The organism is Pseudomonas sp. TE3728, assembly GCF_056279145.1.
In genome coordinates, this window is sequence record NZ_JBWBQT010000001.1 from 4958213 (window position 1) to 4976090 (window position 17878).

Annotated in this window: 18 protein-coding genes; 6 read left to right on the plus strand and 12 right to left on the minus strand. The window is 60.1% G+C overall.

Annotated features, from left to right (window positions below):
* Nucleotides 1-83: 83 nt before the first annotated feature.
* On the minus strand, nt 84-467 hold the full coding sequence (locus tag ACZ89R_RS21650) for a hypothetical protein (RefSeq protein ID WP_008069688.1): 384 nt from the start codon (nt 465-467) through the stop codon (nt 84-86).
* 161 nt (nt 468-628) lie between these two features.
* On the opposite strand from ACZ89R_RS21650, the gene ACZ89R_RS21655 reads away from it, so the two are divergent.
* Both ACZ89R_RS21655 and ACZ89R_RS21660 read left to right on the plus strand, forming a co-directional pair.
* Entirely contained in the window at nt 629-826 is a 198-nt protein-coding gene (locus ACZ89R_RS21655) for a heavy-metal-associated domain-containing protein (protein WP_008069687.1), read from the plus strand.
* A gap of 107 nt (nt 827-933) precedes the next feature.
* On the plus strand, nt 934-2130 hold the full coding sequence (locus ACZ89R_RS21660) for a multidrug effflux MFS transporter (protein ID WP_429544633.1): 1197 nt from the start codon (nt 934-936) through the stop codon (nt 2128-2130).
* An 8-nt stretch (nt 2131-2138) separates the two neighbouring features.
* On the opposite strand, the gene ACZ89R_RS21665 is transcribed toward ACZ89R_RS21660, so the two are convergent.
* Complete coding sequence (locus ACZ89R_RS21665) at nt 2139-2309, minus strand: hypothetical protein (protein ID WP_185022254.1); 171 nt, start codon at nt 2307-2309, stop codon at nt 2139-2141.
* A 254-nt stretch (nt 2310-2563) separates the two neighbouring features.
* Nucleotides 2564-3577, minus strand: a complete 1014-nt coding sequence (locus tag ACZ89R_RS21670; protein WP_429544632.1) for a zinc-binding alcohol dehydrogenase family protein — start codon at nt 3575-3577, stop codon at nt 2564-2566.
* Nucleotides 3578-3694: 117 nt separating this feature from the next.
* Between ACZ89R_RS21670 and ACZ89R_RS21675 the strand changes: the two genes are divergently transcribed.
* The 3 genes from ACZ89R_RS21675 to ACZ89R_RS21685 all read left to right on the plus strand — a co-directional run bounded on the left by ACZ89R_RS21675 (nt 3695) and on the right by ACZ89R_RS21685 (nt 7191).
* Nucleotides 3695-4624, plus strand: coding sequence for a LysR family transcriptional regulator (locus ACZ89R_RS21675; protein WP_429544631.1), 930 nt, complete (start codon nt 3695-3697; stop codon nt 4622-4624).
* 316 nt (nt 4625-4940) lie between these two features.
* Nucleotides 4941-5675, plus strand: a complete 735-nt coding sequence (locus ACZ89R_RS21680) for an ArsR/SmtB family transcription factor (RefSeq protein WP_429544630.1) — start codon at nt 4941-4943, stop codon at nt 5673-5675.
* A 133-nt stretch (nt 5676-5808) separates the two neighbouring features.
* On the plus strand, nt 5809-7191 hold the full coding sequence (locus ACZ89R_RS21685; RefSeq protein ID WP_429544629.1) for an MFS transporter: 1383 nt from the start codon (nt 5809-5811) through the stop codon (nt 7189-7191).
* 154 nt (nt 7192-7345) lie between these two features.
* Here the strand turns inward: ACZ89R_RS21685 and ACZ89R_RS21690 are convergent, their stop codons facing one another.
* From ACZ89R_RS21690 to ACZ89R_RS21715, 6 genes are all read right to left on the minus strand, one after another.
* The gene (locus ACZ89R_RS21690; protein WP_429544628.1) at nt 7346-8299 is read right to left on the minus strand and encodes an adenosine deaminase; all 954 of its coding nucleotides are present in this window, start codon (nt 8297-8299) and stop codon (nt 7346-7348) included.
* Between the two features lie 81 nt (nt 8300-8380).
* A complete protein-coding gene (locus ACZ89R_RS21695) occupies nt 8381-9346 on the minus strand; it encodes a 2-oxoglutarate and iron-dependent oxygenase domain-containing protein (RefSeq protein ID WP_429544627.1) in 966 nt (321 codons plus the stop codon).
* 142 nt (nt 9347-9488) lie between these two features.
* A complete protein-coding gene (locus ACZ89R_RS21700) occupies nt 9489-10571 on the minus strand; it encodes a BMP family ABC transporter substrate-binding protein (protein ID WP_429544626.1) in 1083 nt (360 codons plus the stop codon).
* 346 nt (nt 10572-10917) lie between these two features.
* The gene (locus ACZ89R_RS21705; protein ID WP_429544625.1) at nt 10918-12276 is read right to left on the minus strand and encodes an 8-oxoguanine deaminase; all 1359 of its coding nucleotides are present in this window, start codon (nt 12274-12276) and stop codon (nt 10918-10920) included.
* 255 nt (nt 12277-12531) lie between these two features.
* On the minus strand, nt 12532-13218 hold the full coding sequence (locus tag ACZ89R_RS21710) for an SDR family oxidoreductase (protein WP_123500981.1): 687 nt from the start codon (nt 13216-13218) through the stop codon (nt 12532-12534).
* Nucleotides 13219-13243: 25 nt separating this feature from the next.
* On the minus strand, nt 13244-13609 hold the full coding sequence (locus ACZ89R_RS21715; RefSeq protein WP_123500983.1) for a MerR family transcriptional regulator: 366 nt from the start codon (nt 13607-13609) through the stop codon (nt 13244-13246).
* Between the two features lie 82 nt (nt 13610-13691).
* Between ACZ89R_RS21715 and ACZ89R_RS21720 the strand changes: the two genes are divergently transcribed.
* Entirely contained in the window at nt 13692-14114 is a 423-nt protein-coding gene (locus ACZ89R_RS21720; protein ID WP_429544624.1) for a hypothetical protein, read from the plus strand.
* Between the two features lie 84 nt (nt 14115-14198).
* Here ACZ89R_RS21720 and ACZ89R_RS21725 read toward each other — a convergent pair whose 3' ends face one another.
* Genes ACZ89R_RS21725 through ACZ89R_RS21735 form a run of 3 tightly spaced genes read right to left on the minus strand, consistent with a single transcriptional unit; the run spans nt 14199 to nt 17808 of the window.
* Complete coding sequence (locus ACZ89R_RS21725) at nt 14199-15125, minus strand: ABC transporter permease (RefSeq protein ID WP_429432228.1); 927 nt, start codon at nt 15123-15125, stop codon at nt 14199-14201.
* Entirely contained in the window at nt 15125-16231 is a 1107-nt protein-coding gene (locus ACZ89R_RS21730) for an ABC transporter permease (protein WP_429544623.1), read from the minus strand. The genes ACZ89R_RS21725 and ACZ89R_RS21730 overlap by 1 nt, the downstream gene beginning before the upstream one ends.
* An 11-nt stretch (nt 16232-16242) precedes the next feature.
* On the minus strand, nt 16243-17808 hold the full coding sequence (locus ACZ89R_RS21735; RefSeq protein WP_429544622.1) for an ABC transporter ATP-binding protein: 1566 nt from the start codon (nt 17806-17808) through the stop codon (nt 16243-16245).
* Between the last annotated feature and the right edge of the window lie 70 nt (nt 17809-17878).

Here is a 17878-nt window from a genome sequence, read left to right on the forward strand (position 1 = left end):
AGCCTTCGGCAGCTCCTACGGGATCGGGTTAACACGCGGTCAATGTAGGAGCTGCCGAAGGCTGCGATCTTTTTACAGACGACTCAATACTCGAGGGCGGCAGGCTTGAGGTACATCCCTTCCTGCGTCATTGCAATCCGGAACTTCAACACGTCCCCGGCCTTGAGCGTAATGTTCTGCGAACCCGGCGCGAGCATGCCCGGGTTGCAACCCGGCACCTGGCCCGGCAGCAGTTTGAGGCGCAGGGACACATTGCCCGGCGGCAGGTTGAACGAGGTGCTCTGTTCCTGGAACAGTCGCGCCGATAGCTGATCCTGGATGTACACGCCGATCTCGCAGGAAGTCGAAACCTCCAGGCGCTCGCGGGAAATGATCAGCACGCCGTAGTCCTCCCCGGCGGCTTGAACCGAAGGTGTCGCGGCAAATAGGCTGAGGAAGCCAAACAGGCTGAGAGCTGACCAGCGCATGGCTGAATCTCCTGATGTCGAGTCATAGATGGACGCAGCTTGGCCGAGCGTGGCGCCGATTGCCAGCCCGGCAGGTTGCTTGAGAACTTGACCTTGCCATGGTGGCAAGCTCGAGACTGCCTGCACCCCTCATTAAAGGGCTTCATTCAAGGAGTTGTCCCATGCAAGTGTTCAATGTTGAAGGCATGTCTTGCGGTCACTGCGTCAAGGCCATCACTCAAGCGCTGCAAGCCAAGGATCCCGCGGCCAGCGTGCGCATTGATCTGGCGGCAAAAGAAGTCGGCGTTGAAAGTGCGCTGACGGCCGATCAGGTGATCGCCGCGATCAGTGAAGAGGGTTATGGCGTCAAACTGGCCTGAGTTTTTTAATAGTTAGCGACCTAACGGAATGTTCAAGGCGTCCACGCAAGGCTAGACTGTTGGCCTGCCGATCCATGGCCAACCCGCATGCCTAACCTGGACGCCTGATGAACTTGCGCGCAATCCTGATTCTCGGCGCCTTGAGCGCTTTCGGTCCGCTGGCGATCGATTTCTATCTGCCGGCGTTCCCGGCGATGGCGTTCGCTTTCGGCACCGACGAAAAACACGTTCAACTAACCCTTGCGGCCTATTTCCTTGGCCTGTCCATCGGCCAACTGGCGTACGGCCCGGTGGCGGATCGCTTTGGGCGACGGATTCCCTTGCTGACAGGTGTCGGCTTGTTCACCGCCGCTTCATTGGCCTGTGCTTATGCGCCGACGCTGGAATGGCTGATTGGCGCACGTTTCGTCCAGGCGCTGGGCGGGTGCGCGGGCATGGTGATTTCGCGGGCTGTGGTCAGCGATAAATGCGATGCGGTGGGTTCGGCGAAGGTCTTTTCGCAGTTGATGCTGGTGATGGGCCTGGCGCCGATTCTTGCGCCAATGCTGGGCGGGTTGCTGGTCAACACGACGGGCTGGCAATCGATCTTTCTGGCACTGACCGGTTTCAGTGCGCTGGCAGGGTTGGCAGTGGCCCTCGGGCTGCCGGAAAGTTTGCCGGCCCATGTGCCGCGCCAACCGTTGTCGGGCGCGCTACGCCAGTATGGTCGGTTGTTGGCGGACCCGGTCTTCCTCGGCCATGCCCTGACCGGCGGTGTCGCCATCGCCGGGATGTTTGCCTACATCGCCGGTTCACCGTTCGTCTTCATCAAACTCTATGGCGTGCCGGCCGAGCATTTCGGCTGGCTGTTCGGCATTAACGCGGCGGGTTTCATTCTGGTGGCCCAGGTCAATGCCCGGATGCTGGCCAAGCGTGGTCCAGCCTTTTTACTGGCGCGTACCGTCTGGCTCTATCTGGCGGGCGGTCTGGCCCTGTTGGCGGTCAGCGCGTTGCATACCGCGCAGTTGTGGCCGTTGCTGATTCCGCTTTTCCTCTGCATCGCCAGCTTGGGTTGTATTGTGCCCAACGCCTCGGCCTGCGCCATGAACGGTCAGGGCGCGCGGGCGGGCAGTGCCTCGGCGATGCTCGGTTGCCTGCAGTTCAGCGTTGCCGCCGGGGCCGCAGCATTGGTGGGGGGGTTGCATGATGGCAGCGCCATGCCGATGGCCATGGTCATCAGCCTGTGCGGGATTCTGGTGGTGAGCGCGGCGACGCTCACCCGACGTTTGCAAACTGCCCGGGCGCTGACGCAAGCCCAGGTCTGAGGACGGACTCAGCCAGCAGCGCGATGCTGACGGTCGGGAATCTGATGGGGCGCGTGCAAGCGCGCTTCAAGCGTTTTAGTGAAAGCCAGGGCTTCGGCCTCACTGCGGAACGTCACAGCGTGTTGATCCAGGCGGACCTGCCAGCAGGATGTTGCCACTTCTTTTATCAGGATCTTCATTGCTGAACTCCTTTCGTAAAAGACGTCTCGTAAAAGACATCACGTAAATGATTGTTCGCAGAGTTTTCGATTGTAGACCCGAATACGATCGCAATTGTGACAACGGTCAATTCTCTGACTGACGGCAACAGGGATCGACGTACATCCCGGATATTTCGGCCGTACCCTGTAGGAGCTGCCGGAGGCTGCGATCTTTTGATCTTGCTTTTAAAACACAAGATCAAAAGATCGCAGCCTCCGGCAGCTCCTACTCTTCAGAACCCTTCAAGCACAATTTTGCCCTTGGACTTGCCGCTCTCCAGCAGAGCATGGGCACGCCGCAGGTTGGCCGCGTTGATGGTCCCGAAGTGCTCGCCGACCGTGGTTTTCAGCGTGCCTGCATCGATCAGCCCGGCGACGCGGTTGAGCAAGTTGTGCTGCTCGATCATGTCTGCGGTTTCGAACAGCGAGCGGGTGTACATGAACTCCCAGTGCAGCGACAGGCTCTTGCGCTTGAGCTTGGTCACGTCCAGCGACTTCGGATCATCGATCAGCGCCAGTTTGCCTTGCGGCGCCAACGCCTCCACCAATTGATCCAGGTGTTGATCGGTCTGGGTCAGGCTGGCGACGTGGGTCACCTGCTCGAACCCCGCACGTTTGAGTTCTTCACTCAGCGGCTGGCTATGATCGATCACCTGATCGGCGCCCAGGTCACGCACCCAGCTCTGGGTCTGTGCACGGGAAGCGGTGCCGATGACCTTCAGCCCGGTGAGCTGGCTGGCCAATTGCGTGAGGATCGAACCCACACCGCCAGCGGCACCCACGATCAGCAGGCTCTGGCCTTCATCGGTTTTGCCTTCGCGCACTTGCAGGCGATCAAACAGCAGTTCCCACGAGGTGATGGCAGTCAGCGGCAGGGCGGCCGCTTCGGCGAAACCGAGGGTTTTCGGCATATGGCCGACGATTCGCTCATCCACCACATGCAACTCGCTGTTGCCGCCGGCACGGGCGATGGAGCCGGCGTAGAACACCTTGTCGCCGGCCTTGAACAAGGTCACTTCGCTGCCGACAGCCTTGACTACACCGGCCACGTCCCAGCCCAACACCTTTGCCGCGCCGCCTTCCGGCTGGACGTTCTGGCGAACCTTGGTATCCACCGGGTTGACCGAGATGGCTTTGACCTCCACCAACAGGTCGCGCGGGCCGGTGACCGGTTCTGGCAGTTCGATGTCTTGCAGGGATTTTTCGTCGCTGATGGGCAGGGAGTCGTAGTAGGCGATGGCTTTCATGTGGGTTCCTGAGAGGGAATAATTTCGATGGGGCAGATGATTGGTTATTTCCCGGCAAGATAAAACCCGCTAAAAGAGCAGTCTCTTTCAATATTTTTTTGATAATCGAGGCTGATGATGTTGCGTTTCGATGACTTGCAGTTGTTCGTTCGGGCGGCAGACCTGGGCAGCCTGTCGGCGGCGGCGCGGGTGATGGATATGTCGGCGGCGGTGGCCAGTGCGGCGTTGAAGCGCATCGAACAGCAACTCGGCGCCCGCTTGCTCGCCCGTTCTACCCGCAGCCTGCGCCTGACCGCGGAAGGCGAAGGTTTTCTGGAATACGCCCGGGCAGCCTTGAGCAATCTCGATGAGGGCCGCCGCTTGCTGGCCAGCGGGCAGGATCAGGTCAGCGGGGTTTTGCAGTTGTCGGCGCCTTCGGATTTCGGTCGCAATCTGCTGTTGCCGTGGCTCGACGAGTTTCAGCGCGAGCATCCGAAGCTCACGGTACGGTTGCTGCTGGGCGACCGCATCGCCGACCTGTTCCGCCAACCGGTGGACATTGCCCTGCGGTATGGCGAGCCGGAAGACTCGAGCCTGGTGGCGTTGCCCATCGCCCCGCAGAACCGTCGTGTACTCTGCGCGGCGCCGAGTTACCTGGCCCGGCATGGCGAACCTCGGTATCTGGAGCAATTGGCTCAGCACAATTGCCTGTTATTCATGCTCGGTAGTCGGGTTCACGATCACTGGACTTTCCACGATGGCAAACGCGAAATGAGCCTGACGGTCAGTGGCGATCGCTTCAGTGACGACGCCGATGTTGTGCGTCTGTGGGCCCTGGCGGGAGCAGGGATCGCGTACAAGTCCTGGCTCGATGTCGCCGCCGATGTGCTGGCCGGTCGGCTGAAAGTGCTGATGCCGGAGCTGCTCTGTGAGCGTGCCCCGCTGAATTTGCTGTGCGCCCATCGCGCACAATTGAGTAAGCCGGTGAACCTTTTGCGGGAAATGCTTGCCAGCCGATGCGCTCGAATAAGCAGTCAATTTCCGACGATTTCGGGTGTCGATCATTAGTCGCAGGCAAATAGCGAAATTTCTGTCAGGAACTATCACCACCAATGGATTCCCAAGGGCAGGAACCAGCGGTTAACCCGCTTATACTAGCGCCCGCCTCATGTACGCACCGTCGACCTCGCAATGGCGAGTCCAGGTTCGATTCGGTCATACCCGATGGTCATCGCCAGACCTTCGTTGCACCCACGAAGCAATGGCTTGGGTGAGTGGGTGGCTTTGCCCGGTCCATGGCGGTTTTCGCGTCTTGGCCGACGACACATTACTGGTCAAGATGTCTCTGAGCAGTAGACGAAACGATTCAACAGGGAGTGAATACATGGAACATGCACCTTGCATCAGCCAGATCGCCACATTGCTGGCTGACCCCAAGCGCAGCGCGATGATGTGGGCCTTGATGGACGGCTCGGCGCGGCAAACCGAAGAGTTGGCGTTGCTGGCCGGCCTGTCGCCGTCTTCGGCCAGTGCGCATTTAGGGCGTTTGTCCGCCGGAGGTCTGTTGAAAGTCGAAACCCGTGGCCGCAAACGGTTTTTCCGGCTTGCCGCGCCCGAAGTCGGCGCCGCGATAGAGGCCCTGGCCAGCGCGACCCTGGCCAGCGCGCCTCGGGACATTCCAGAGGTTTTCAAACGCACGAGCCCTATCGCCAAACCTCAGGCGGCGCCTTCGTCATTGCTGCGGGCCAGGCTCTGCGACGACCATCTGGGCGGCACCCTGGCCGCCGACCTCTACCAGCGCCTGCTGGATGCGGGCTGGATCGAGCAATTCGATCAGCGGGTCATGATCACTCACAAGGGCGCCACACAATTGGCAACGCGCGGTGTGTTCATCCAGGCGCTGGCTCATCGCAACAGCAAAGTCGCTTGCGCTTGCCCGGACTGGAGCGAAAGACGCCCGCACATGGGCGGTTCATTGGGTGCGGCGTTGTTGCAGCTGTTCATGCAATCGGGCTGGTTGAGCCTGCCCAACGATTCGCGAGCGTTGCAGATCACCGCTTTGGGGCAACGGGAGATCCATCGCTTCGCCAAGGAAACCGAACTGGAAATGGCGCTTTAGAGTCATTGAGGGCGACGTCCGGGATTTGTTTCAGGCGTCGTTCAGAGCTGTGGACAGGTCGCATTCAGCAATAATCCCCAGCCGCTATCGCGCACACTCGATCCGGGGACTTTCAGGATTGGGGGAATGTGGCATGGAAACACGAAGCTTCAGCGCGGCAGAACGATTGGAACGGCTGCCCATCAGCGGTTATCACCGCATCATTTTCATCATCATTGCCCTGGCGTTTTTCTTCGACTCCATGGACCTGGCGATGATGACCTTTCTGCTCGGCTCGATCAAAACCGAGTTCGGCCTGAGCACGGCGCAGGCCGGGTTGCTGGCCAGTTCGAGTTTTTTCGGCATGGTTCTGGGCGCATCGCTGTCGGGTATGCTGGCCGACCGCTTCGGGCGCAAACCAGTGTTCCAGTGGAGCATTGTGCTGTGGGGTATCGCCAGTTACCTGTGTTCCACGGCGCAGAACGTTGAAACGCTGACGCTGTTCCGAATCCTACTGGGGATCGGCATGGGCATGGAGTTTCCGATTGCTCAGTCGATGCTGTCGGAGCTGATTCCGGCAAAGCGACGGGGGCGTTACATCGCGTTGATGGATGGTTTTTGGCCGCTCGGCTTCGTGGCGGCCGGGGTGCTGTCGTACTTCCTGTTGCCGGTGATTGGCTGGCGCGACATCTTTCTGGTGTTGGCGGTGCCGGCGGTGTTCGTCCTGGCGATTCGTTTTTTCATTCCCGAGTCACCGCGCTGGCTGGAGCAGGCCGGACATCATGACGCGGCGGACAAGGTCTTGCTCGGCATCGAAGATCGAGTCCGGGCTTCATTGGGCCGTGCGGATTTGCCTGAACCGATTCGTCTGCCCCGGGTGGCGAGTCAACCGGGCACTTTCTTCTCTGCGCTAGGGGAGATCTGGTCGCCGCAGTATCGCCAGCGCACGATGATGATCTGGAGCGTGTGGTTCTTCGCCTTGCTGGGTTTCTATGGCCTGACGTCCTGGCTCAGTGCGTTGTTGCAGCAATCGGGTTTCGCGGTGACTCAATCGGTGTATTACACGGTGCTGATTTCACTCGGCGGGATTCCCGGTTTTCTCATGGCTGCCTGGCTGGTGGAGCGTTGGGGGCGTAAACCGGTGTGCGTCGTGACATTGCTCGGCGGCGGCATCATGGCGTTTCTTTATGGCCAGAGTGCAGTGTTCGGCGGCAACGTCAGTCTGTTGATTACCTCGGGGCTGCTGATGCAGTTCTTTCTGTTCGGCATGTGGGCGGTGCTCTACACCTATACCCCTGAGTTGTACCCGACGTCGGCACGCGCCACGGGCTCGGGGTTCGCGTCAGCCATCGGCCGCGTGGGGTCGTTGCTCGGGCCATTAGTGACCGGGCTAGTGTTCCCGATGACCGGGCAGGGCGGGGTGTTTGCGCTGGGGGCGATGTGCTTTGCGATTGCGGCGGGGGTGGTATGGATGTTCGGGATGGAGACCCGGGGCAAGACGTTGGAAGAGTTGAGTGAGCCGGTGGTTATCAATTAATCACCGATTAAATGTGGGAGCGAGCAAACCCGCTTGTGTCTTGCGCAGCAATTAGACTGTGGGTAGATGCAAAAAAAAGATCGCAGCCTTCGGCAGCTCCTACAGGGTTATGTGTGTACCTGTAGGAGCTGCCGAAGGCTGCGATCTTTTGACTTTAAGGTTTGACCAATCTGGCATCCAGGCTGTTCTGCGCCAGGCGCTTGGCCTGATCCTGGGTCATGCCCAGATCGGTGTACAACGCGTGGAAGTTCTCGGTGACATAACCGCCGAAATAGGCCGGGTCATCGGAGTTCACCGTGACCTTCACTCCGCGCTCGAGCATGTCGAGGATGTTGTGCTGGGACATGTGATCGAACACGCAGAGTTTGGTGTTCGACAACGGGCACACGGTCAGCGGGATCTGCTCGTCGATGATCCGCTGCATCAAACGCTCGTCTTCGATGGCGCGTACGCCATGGTCGATACGCTGGATTTTCAGCAGGTCGAGGGCTTCCCAGATGTACTCGGGCGGGCCTTCTTCACCAGCGTGGGCCACGGTCAGGAAACCTTCGCTGCGTGCACGATCGAACACCCGCTGGAACTTGCTCGGTGGGTGGCCCATCTCCGAACTGTCCAGGCCCACGGCGACAAATGCATCGCGGAACGGCAGCGCCTGGTCGAGGGTTTTCTGCGCTTCGTCTTCGCTCAGATGGCGCAGGAAACTGAGGATCAAACCACTGGTGATGCCCAGTTGCTGCTCGCCATCCTTCAGTGCGGCGGCGATGCCGTTGAGCACTACTTCGAACGGGATGCCACGGTCGGTGTGGGTTTGCGGGTCAAAGAACGGTTCGGTGTGAATCACGTTCTGTTCTTTACAGCGCAACAGGTAGGCCCAGGTCAGGTCGTAGAAATCCTGGGAGGTGCGCAACACATCGGCGCCCTGGTAATACAGGTCGAGAAACTCTTGCAGGTTATTGAAGGCGTAAGCCTTGCGCAGCGTTTCAACGTCGCTCCACGGCAGGGCGATCTTGTTGCGTTCGGCCAGGGCGAACAGCAGCTCAGGCTCCAGCGAACCTTCCAGGTGCAAGTGCAATTCTGCCTTGGGCAGAGCGTTCAGCCAGTCGTACATTTTTGAAATCTCATCAGGTGCAATGAGGGCATTCTACAGATGCCCGCAGAAACAATGAGCAAAACCTGACCAGCCGGTTCATTACACGGCTTGCTGTTCCCGCCGATAAGCGTAGGTATCGGCGAAGCGCGACAGCAGGAATTCGGCGCAGGTGGTGGCCGGATACTTTGCCGGATGGCGTTCATCCTGACAGCCGGGCAGGCATTCAATGGCGGTGTCGGGGTGCGGTTCGGCAAAGAACGGCATCGAGTAACGATCCCCCCCCAACGGGCTGATCACTCGATGCGGCGTCGACAGGTAACGGTCGTTGCTCCAGCGCGCCATCATGTCGCCGAGGTTGACCACGAACGTGCCTTCGATCGGCGGCGCATCGATCCATTCGCCCCGCACATTGCGCACTTGCAGTCCGCCAGCGGCATCCTGATAAAGCAGGGTGATGCAGCCGTAATCGGTGTGAGCGCCGGCACCTTGCTGATCTTCGGTGCTGGCAGTGTGGCGAGGCGGGTAATGGATCATCCGCAGCACGCTGACCGGTTCTTTGAAACGGCTGTCGAAGAAATCGCGCTCGATGCCCAATGCCAGGGTCATGGCTCGCAGCAGGGTTTGAGCGAGCGCCTGCATGTCGACGTAGTGTTGCTCCATCAGCGATTCCCAGCCGGGCATCGACGGATGACGATTGGGACCGCGCAAGGGTTTTTCCGCAATCACCTCGGGATGATCGGCCGGCAGGTGCAGGCCCATGTCGAAGGTTTCTTTCAGGTCGCTGGGTTTGCTCGGATCGAGTTGCTCGGTGGCGATGGCGCCATAGCCGCGGTGGTGGCGGGTTTGAGTGATGTCGATCTTGAGTTTTTCGGCGGTGGGCAGGGCGAAGAAACGTTGGGCATGCTCGAGCACGGCGGCGATACGCGACGGGGCGATCGGGTGGCCCTTGATATAGAAAAAGCCCCATTCGCGGCAGGCATGGTCGATTTGTGTGGCGATCGATTGCCAGGCGTTTTGATCAGCGTTGTAGAGCGCGCTGATGTCGATGATCGGGAGTTGGTTCATGCGCATTCCTTGAAAACGCTGAAAATCCAATGTGGGAGCGAGCCTGCTCGCGATAAGGCCATTACATTCAGCATCAATGTTGACTGTCAGTCCGCTATCGCGAGCAGGCTCGCTCCCACAGGGTTTTGTGTTCGAGCCGGAATTACTTCGGTATCTCGGCCTTCATGCCTTCGACGTAGTAGTTCATCGACGCCAGCTGCGCATTGGTTGCCGTCGTGCCCGCCGGGATTTTCTCCACGCCGGCCTGGTCCTTGATCGGCCCGGTGAACGGATGCAACGCACCGCTCTTGATGTCGGCAATGATCTGCTCGGCTTCGGTTTTTACCGCAGGCGGCACCAGGTCGCTGATCGGCAGCTCAACCGCACCTTCCTTCAGACCGCCCCAGTAATCCTGGGATTTCCACGTGTGGTCGAGCACGCTTTGAGTCGCCTGAATGTAATGCGGCCCCCAGTCATTGACGATAGACGTCAGCACCGCTTTCGGCCCGAAGTGCGCCATGTCCGATGCATAACCGACGGCATATACACTACGCCGTTCGGCTGCCTGGATCGGTGCCGGGCTGTCGGTGTGCTGGAACACCACGTCCACGCCCTGGTCGATCAGCGCATTGGCGGCGTCGGCTTCCTTGCCCGGGTCGAACCAGGAATTGACCCACACCACTTTGATCTCGGTGCCCGGGTTGTACTTGTTCAGGGCCAGTTGAATGGCGTTGATGTCGCGGATCACTTCCGGAATCGGGAACGAGGCGACGTAGCCGATCTTCTTGGTCTTGGTCATCTTCGCCGCGAGAAAACCGCCGACGTAGCGGCCTTCATAAGTACGTGCCAGGTAAGTGCCGAGGTTCTTGTCCTGCTTGTAGCCGGTGGCATGTTCAAAGGTCACCTTGGGAAATTGCTTGGCGACTTTCAGGGTCGGGTTCATGTAGCCGAAAGATGTGGTGAAGATAAGGTCGTACTTGTCCTTGGCCATGTTGCGGATCACCCGCTCGGCATCGGCGCCCTCGGCGACGTTTTCCACGTAGTTGGTGGTGATCTGCTCGCCGAATTTTTCTGCCAGCACCTTGCGTCCCTGTTCATGCTGATACGTCCAGCCGTGGTCACCGATCGGGCCGATATAGACGAAGCCGACTTTCAGCGGGTCGGCAGCACTGGCGGTCAGGCTGGCGCTCAGACCGATGGCTGCGGCGACAGCGCAAAGCAGCTGCTTCAACGGACGTTTATGCATGAACGGGAACTCCATTTTGTTGTGAGGTAGATCAGGGCAATGCAAATTGCTGACCAACAGGACAACAAATGGATCGGAATCGCGTAGCGGCCATCGCGGACAAGCCCGCTCCCCCATGACCTGCGCAAATCCTGTAGGGGCGAGGCTTGTCCGCGAAGAGTCCCTGACGAGCATCACAGAACCATCCCGGTGCACCGTCTCGAATCCACGCCATCCACTGGTGCGGACGCCACACAAAACTGTGGGAGCGAGCCTGCTCGCGATAGCGGACTAACATTCAGCATCGATGTTGAATGACATGACCTCATCGCGAGCAGGCTCGCTCCCACAGTTGTTTGATGTTGTGTCAGGTGCCGGCGATCAACTGCCGAGCCGCCTGACTGTGATCGGCAATCAACCCTTTCAGATCCAACCCCTCAACCTGCCCGTCGATCACCCGCCATTTTCCGCCGACCATCACCCGGTCCGCCCGATCCGCGCCGCACAGCAGCAGCGCCGACACCGGATCATGGCTGCCGGAGAAGCGCAGTTCATCCAGTTTGAACAGCGCCAGATCCGCTTGCTTGCCCACCGCCAGTTCACCGATGTCGCTGCGCCCGAGCAAACTCGCCGAGCCCTTGGTCGCCCAGCCCAGTACCAATTCTGGCGTAATCTTTTCCGCGCCATAACGCAGCCGCTGGATGTACAGCGCCTGACGGGTTTCGAGGATCATGTTCGACGCATCGTTGGACGCCGAGCCGTCCACGCCCAGCCCCAGCAGCGCACCCGCAGCGGTCAGGTCCAGCGTCGGGCAAATGCCGGAGGCCAGGCGCATGTTCGAACTCGGGCAATGGCAAATACCCGTGCCGGCCACGCCGAGGCGGGCGATTTCGTCGGGGTTGAAATGGATGCCGTGGGCCAGCCAGGTACGCGGCCCGAGCCAGCCGACGCTGTCCAGATAATCGACGGTGCGCAGGCCGAAACGTTGCAGGCAGAAGTCTTCTTCGTCGAGGGTTTCCGCCAGATGCGTGTGCAGGCGCACGTCGAGTTTGTTCGCCAGTTCGGCGCTGGCGGACATGATCTGCGGGGTTACGGAAAACGGTGAGCAGGGTGCCAACGCGATCTGGATGTGCGCGCCGTCACCACGTTCGTGGTACGCGGCAATCAAACGCTGGCTGTCATCGAGGATCACTTCACCTTCCTGGACAGTTTGCTGCGGTGGCAGCCCTCCGTCCCTTTCACCGAGGCTCATCGAACCGCGAGTGAGCATGGCGCGCATGCCCAGCTCGCGAACACTCTCGACCTGTACGTCGATCGCATTTTCCAGGCCTTCAGGAAACAGGTAATGGTGATCGGCCGCGGTGGTGCAACCGGACAGCAGCAACTCGGCCAATGCGACTTTGGTGGCGAGGGCGAGTTTTTCAGGGGTGAGACGAGCCCAGACCGGATAGAGGGTTTTCAGCCACGGGAACAACGGCTGATTAACCACCGGCGCCCAGGCACGGGTCAGGGTTTGATAGAAGTGGTGATGGGTGTTGATCAGCCCCGGCAGGATCACGTGTTCGCGAGCATCGAAAACGTGGTCACACGGCGCGGAGGGTTGTTGACCGGCGCCGAGCACTTCGACGATCAAACCGTCTTGCAGCACCAGACCGCCACGGGCATCGAGCGCGTTGGCCGTGAAAATGGCGAGGGGATTTTTTAACCAGGTACGGGTCGCAGGCATGGTGGCCGGCTCCTCTGAAAATTGGGTTCAGGGTTGCCAGCTCAGTGTTGCCCTGTCTGCTGATCCAGGGTCGCCGCGGGGGCGAGGGGCGGAGTTTCGAACAAAAAAGCTTCGCGGGCAAGCCTCGCCCGACAAGACAACGCGAAACCCCTGTGGGAGCGAGCCTGCTCGCGATGGGGCCATTGCATTCAGCATTAATTTTGAATGTCAGACCGCTATCGCGAGCAGGCTCGCTCCCACAGGGGAATGTGGTGATTACCAGGGAATGGTCTCACCCCTGTAGTTCACAAAATGATGCCCGCCCTTGCCGGCATACGCATTCACCTGATCGATCAGCCCGCGCGTACTGGTTTCCACATCAATGTCCGCGCCTTCACCGCCCATATCAGTTTTCACCCAACCCGGATGCAGCGACAGCACGGTGAGTTTCTGTTCGCCCAGTTGCGTGACGAAGCTGTTGGTCATGGAGTTCAGTGCCGCTTTGCTGGCCTTGTACAGTGCCAGCTCCGGCGCGTCGGGCATGGTCACGCTGCCCAGCACCGAACTCATGAACGCCAGCACGCCGCTGCCATCGCGAATCTGCCCGACGAAGCGCTGGGCCAGATTGATCGGCGCCACGGCGTTGGTGAAGAACAATTGCCCCACCTCAGCCAACGTCGCGCCGCCCGGCGTCTGGACCTCCGGGCCCTTGACCCCGGCATTCACGAACAACAAGTCGAAGACTTCCCCCTTGAGTTGTTGGCTAAGGGCGATGACCGCTTGCTGATCGTCCATGTCGAGTTTTTCGATCCGCACCTTGCCCAACGCTTGCAAGGCTTCGGCGCCCTGCGGGTTGCGCACGGTGGCGGTGACTTGCCAGCCGTCGGCCAGCAGGGTTTTCACCAGACCGAGGCCCAAGCCTCGGGAGGCACCGATGATGAGTGCGGTTTTTGCCTTGGACATGAATGGCTTCCTTGATGGATGAGAATCACGGATTTAAAGGATACTGACTCAAAGGACATTGTTGACCGAGCCGATGTTGCAGTTCCTGACGCAAGACATCGAGTTCGGCGATGCGGGTTTCGATCAGGTTCAGTTTGTCTTGTAGCAGCTGGGTCACGGCATTGGCTGGGTCGGGTGCCTGCCACAGCGCAGCGACGCTGCTGCCGATCTCGCCGAGGGTAAAGCCCAGTCGCTGAGCGGTCTTGATGTACAGCACCAGTTGCACCATCTCCGCCGGATAGTCGCGATAACCATTGGCGCTGCGTTGCGCGGCGATCAACCCGCGTTGCTCGTAAAAGCGCAATGTGTCGCGGCTGACGGCGCTGGCCTGGGCTAATTCACCGATGCGCATCTTGATGTCTCGAGAGGGCTTGACCCTGGAGCATACTCCAGGCTTTAGCCTTGTTGCTCCCTGAATTTACGGAGCAAGACGGATGTGGACTTCAACGCAATATCGTCAAGTGGTGCGTGGCAGTGCGTGGTACGACCTGATCGTGACCGCTGCTTTTGTGACGCCGTGGAGTTTTGCGGCGTTGCATGGCGTGTTGTTGAGCCTGATCCAGACTTTCAATTTGCCTGGCGAGCTACCGCCGTTCGAGCCAGTGCACATGCTGATGGCGAATTTGTTGGGTTCGATTGTGTGCGTGTGGGCCGTGCTGCGGATTCGTGATCCGCAGCAGGTGTTTGGGCGGTATGACGCGGTGGGGAGGTTTCTGTTTTCGGCTTGGCAGCTGTATGCCTTGCTCCACGGCGCCAGCTCATTGCTGGTTGTTTTCCTGGTCTTTGAATTGGCGTGGGGCGTGGCGCAAGCGTTGCCTGTTGGGCAGCCATCGCGAGCAGGCTCGCCCCCACAGTAGATTTGTGTTCATCACAAAATTGCGGCTCGACTCGGTCAACTGTGGGACCGAGCCTGCTCGGGATGAGGCCAGTGCAGGCGACCGTTAATGCCCGGCCTGCCACGGCTGCCCCAACGACACCGGCGCATACAACCGTGTGCGCACTGCATCCCGGGACAGCAGCACCAACACCACAATGGTCGCGACATACGGCAGCATCGCCAGCAGGCTCGACGCAATTGCCAGCCCCAACCCCTGCGCCACCAAATGCAGGATGCTGGCGAGACCGAACAGATACGCTCCGAGCAGCAGTCGCCACACCCGCCAACTGGCAAACACCACCAGCGCCAGGGCAATCCAGCCGCGACCGGCACTCATGTTTTCCGCCCACATCGGTGTGTAGGCCAGGGACAAATAAGCCCCGGCCAACCCCGCCATCGCGCCGCCAAACAGCACCGCCAGCGTGCGCACGCGCAACACCGGCAAGCCCATGGCACTGGCGGCATCCGGGTTTTCGCCGACCGCCTGAATGATCAACCCGACGCGACTTTTCAGAATCACCCAGGCCACTAACGTGAACAGCGCGAACGACAAGTACACCAACAAGTCCTGGGCAAACAGCATCCGCCCGATCAGCGGGATGTCACTCAACAACGGAATCGCCACCGGCTCAAAACCCGCCAACGGTTTACCAACCCACGCTGCGCCGACAAAGGTCGACAGACCTACGCCGAAGATCGTCAACGCCAACCCGGTCGCCACCTGATTGGCGTTGAACACCAGTGCCACCAAGGCAAACAGCGACGACAACAGCATCCCGGCGAGCATCGCCAGCAACACGCCAAGCCATAGGTTGCCGCTGTTCAGCGCGACGATGAAACCGATCACCGCGCCAAACAGCATCATGCCTTCCTGCCCCAGATTGAGGACGCCACTCTTCTCGCAGATCAGCTCGCCCAGCGCCACCAGCAACAACGGCGTACCGCAACGGACCATGGCGTAGAAAATATTGCTCAGCAGATCGATATCCATCACAAGGCTCCTGCGTGTACGGCGGTGGTTGGTGCACGGCGAGCCCAGCGCAGGTCCAAACGCAGTCGGTAGAGAATCAGCACGTCACTGGCCAGCAGGAAAAACAGCATCATCCCCTGGAACAATTGAGTGATGGCTTGCGGCAGGTTCATGCTCATCTGTGCGCTTTCGCCACCGATGTACAGCAGCGCCATCAACAGGCTGGAAAACAGAATGCCGATGGGATTCAGCCGCCCGAGAAACGCCACAGTGATCGCCGCATAGCCGTAACCCGGCGAGACTTGCGGCACCAATTGGCCGATCGGCCCGGTGACTTCGCACACGCCGGCCAGCCCCGCCAGGCCGCCGCTGATCAACAGCGCCAGCCAGATCAGCCGCTTCTCACGAAAGCCGACGAATCCGGCGGCGCGCTTGTCCAGCCCAAGCACTTTGATCTGGAAGCCGACAAAGCTTTTCTGCAGCAACACCCACACCGCCACCAGCGCGAGCAAGGCGAAATACACACCGGCGTGAACCCGGCCGTCCTCCATCAACAGCGGCAGTCGACTGGCATCGCCGAACATTGCCGACTCTGGAAAGTTGAACCCCGCCGGGTCCTTCAGCGGCCCGTGGACGCAGAACAGCAGCAGGTTCAGGGCGATGTAATTGAGCATGATGCTGGTGAGGATTTCATTGGCGTTGAAGCGCGTGCGCAACCACGCCGTCAGCCCGGCCCATGCGGCGCCGGCCAGGGTGCCAGTGAGCAGGATCAACACCAGCGCCCAGCGGCTTTGCCAGCCAATGATGTTCACTGCCAACGCACTGCCGGCGAGGGCGCCGAGCAGCAACTGACCTTCGGCGCCGATGTTCCAGATCCGCGCCTGATACGCCACCGCCAGGCCCAATGCGCAGAGCAGAATCGGCAGCGCTTTGACCAACAATTCGGAGACGCCGTACAAGTCGCTGATCGGTGCAATCAGCAACGTGTGCAAGGTCAGCAATGGATCGTGGCCCAGGGCGATAAACAGCAATGAGCCACAGCCCAGCGTCAACACGGCCGCCAGCAGGGGCGAACACCACAACATCAGGCGTGATTGCTGGCCACGGGGTTCGAGAGAAAGCAGCATGTGAAACTCCGTTAAAGCGCTACGGGGGCAGGTGATTGAGGTGTGTCGAACTGGCCGGCCATCCAGCCGCCGACGTCGCTCAGATGGGTGTCGACGGTGGCCTGCAATGGCGACAGCTGACCGCCGCACAGGGCGCCGAGGCGGTCGCTGATCTGGAACAGTTCGTCGAGGTCTTCGGAGATCACCAGGATCGCCGCGCCGGCATCGCGCAAGGCAATCAACGCCCGGTGAATGGTCGCGGCCGCGCCGACGTCCACGCCCCAGGTCGGGTGCGCGGCGACCAGCAATTTAGGCTGCTGGAGGATTTCCCGGCCGAGGATGAATTTTTGCAAGTTGCCGCCGGACAGACTGCGAGCAGGCGCCTGGGCATCAGGTGTCTTGACCCCGAAGCGGCGAATGATGTCTTCGGCCAGCGCTTGGACCTTGCCGCGCTGGATCAGCCCGTTGCTGACAAGCCCCTGTTGAAACGCGGTGAGCAGGGCGTTATCTGCCAGGCTCAGTTCCGGCACCGCGCCATGGCCCAGACGCTCGGCGGGAACGAACGCCAGGCCAAGTTTACGTCGAGCATCCGGCCGCAAATGGGCCACTGGTTGCCCGCCGAAACTGATCGTGGCGCTGTCATCGCGGGGTAACCGTTCTTCACCACTGAGCAAGGCCAGCAACTCATCCTGACCATTGCCGGCCACTCCGGCGACTCCCACGATTTCGCCGCTGCGCACGTCGAAATCAATATTCTTCAGAGAGCAGCCGAACGGGTCCGGGTTGTGCCAGGACAACCCCGCCACATTCAAAAATGCATCAGCGCCCATGACCTTTGGATAGTCGGTGATCAGCTCGGCGGCTTCACCGACCATCAACTGCGCCAGTTGCCGATCCGAGCACTGCGCCGGCACGCAATGCCCGGCCACCCGACCGCCGCGCAACACCGTGGCACTGTGGCACAACGCACGTACTTCGCCGAGCTTGTGGCTGATAAAAAGAATGCTGCAGCCCTCGGCCGCCAGTCGACGCAAAATGACGAACAATTCGTCGGCTTCTTGCGGAGTCAGTACCGACGTCGGCTCATCGAGAATCAACAGGCGGATGTCCTGCATCAGACAGCGAATGATTTCCACCCGTTGACGCTCGCCGATGGACAGGCTGTGGACAAGTCGCTCCGGTTCCAGCGCCATGCCGTAGCGTTGAGACACTTCACGAATCTTCGGCTCGAGCTGCTTCGGCGTACCCGCCGCCGCGCCCATGGCCAGCGCGATGTTCTGCGCCACGCTCAGGGTTTCGAACAGCGAGAAATGCTGGAACACCATGCCAATCCCGAGGCCGCGAGCCTGGGCCGGATTGCGCATGGTCACGCGCTGGCCCTGCCAGATCATTTCCCCTGAGTCGGCGTGAGTGACGCCGTAGATGATCTTCATCAGGGTACTTTTGCCCGCACCGTTTTCGCCGAGCAGGGCGTGGATTTCACCGGGCGCAATACTCAAGTCGATGGCATCGTTGGCCAGGCAACCGGGGTAACGTTTGCTGATTCTGCGCAATTGCAGGCGAGGTATTTGATCGGGGATCGGCACGGGGTTGGACATGACAGGCTCAGGTCGACAGAAGTTATACCTGGGGATAAAGCAATTTCCTGGCCATTGAGTCAGGAAATCG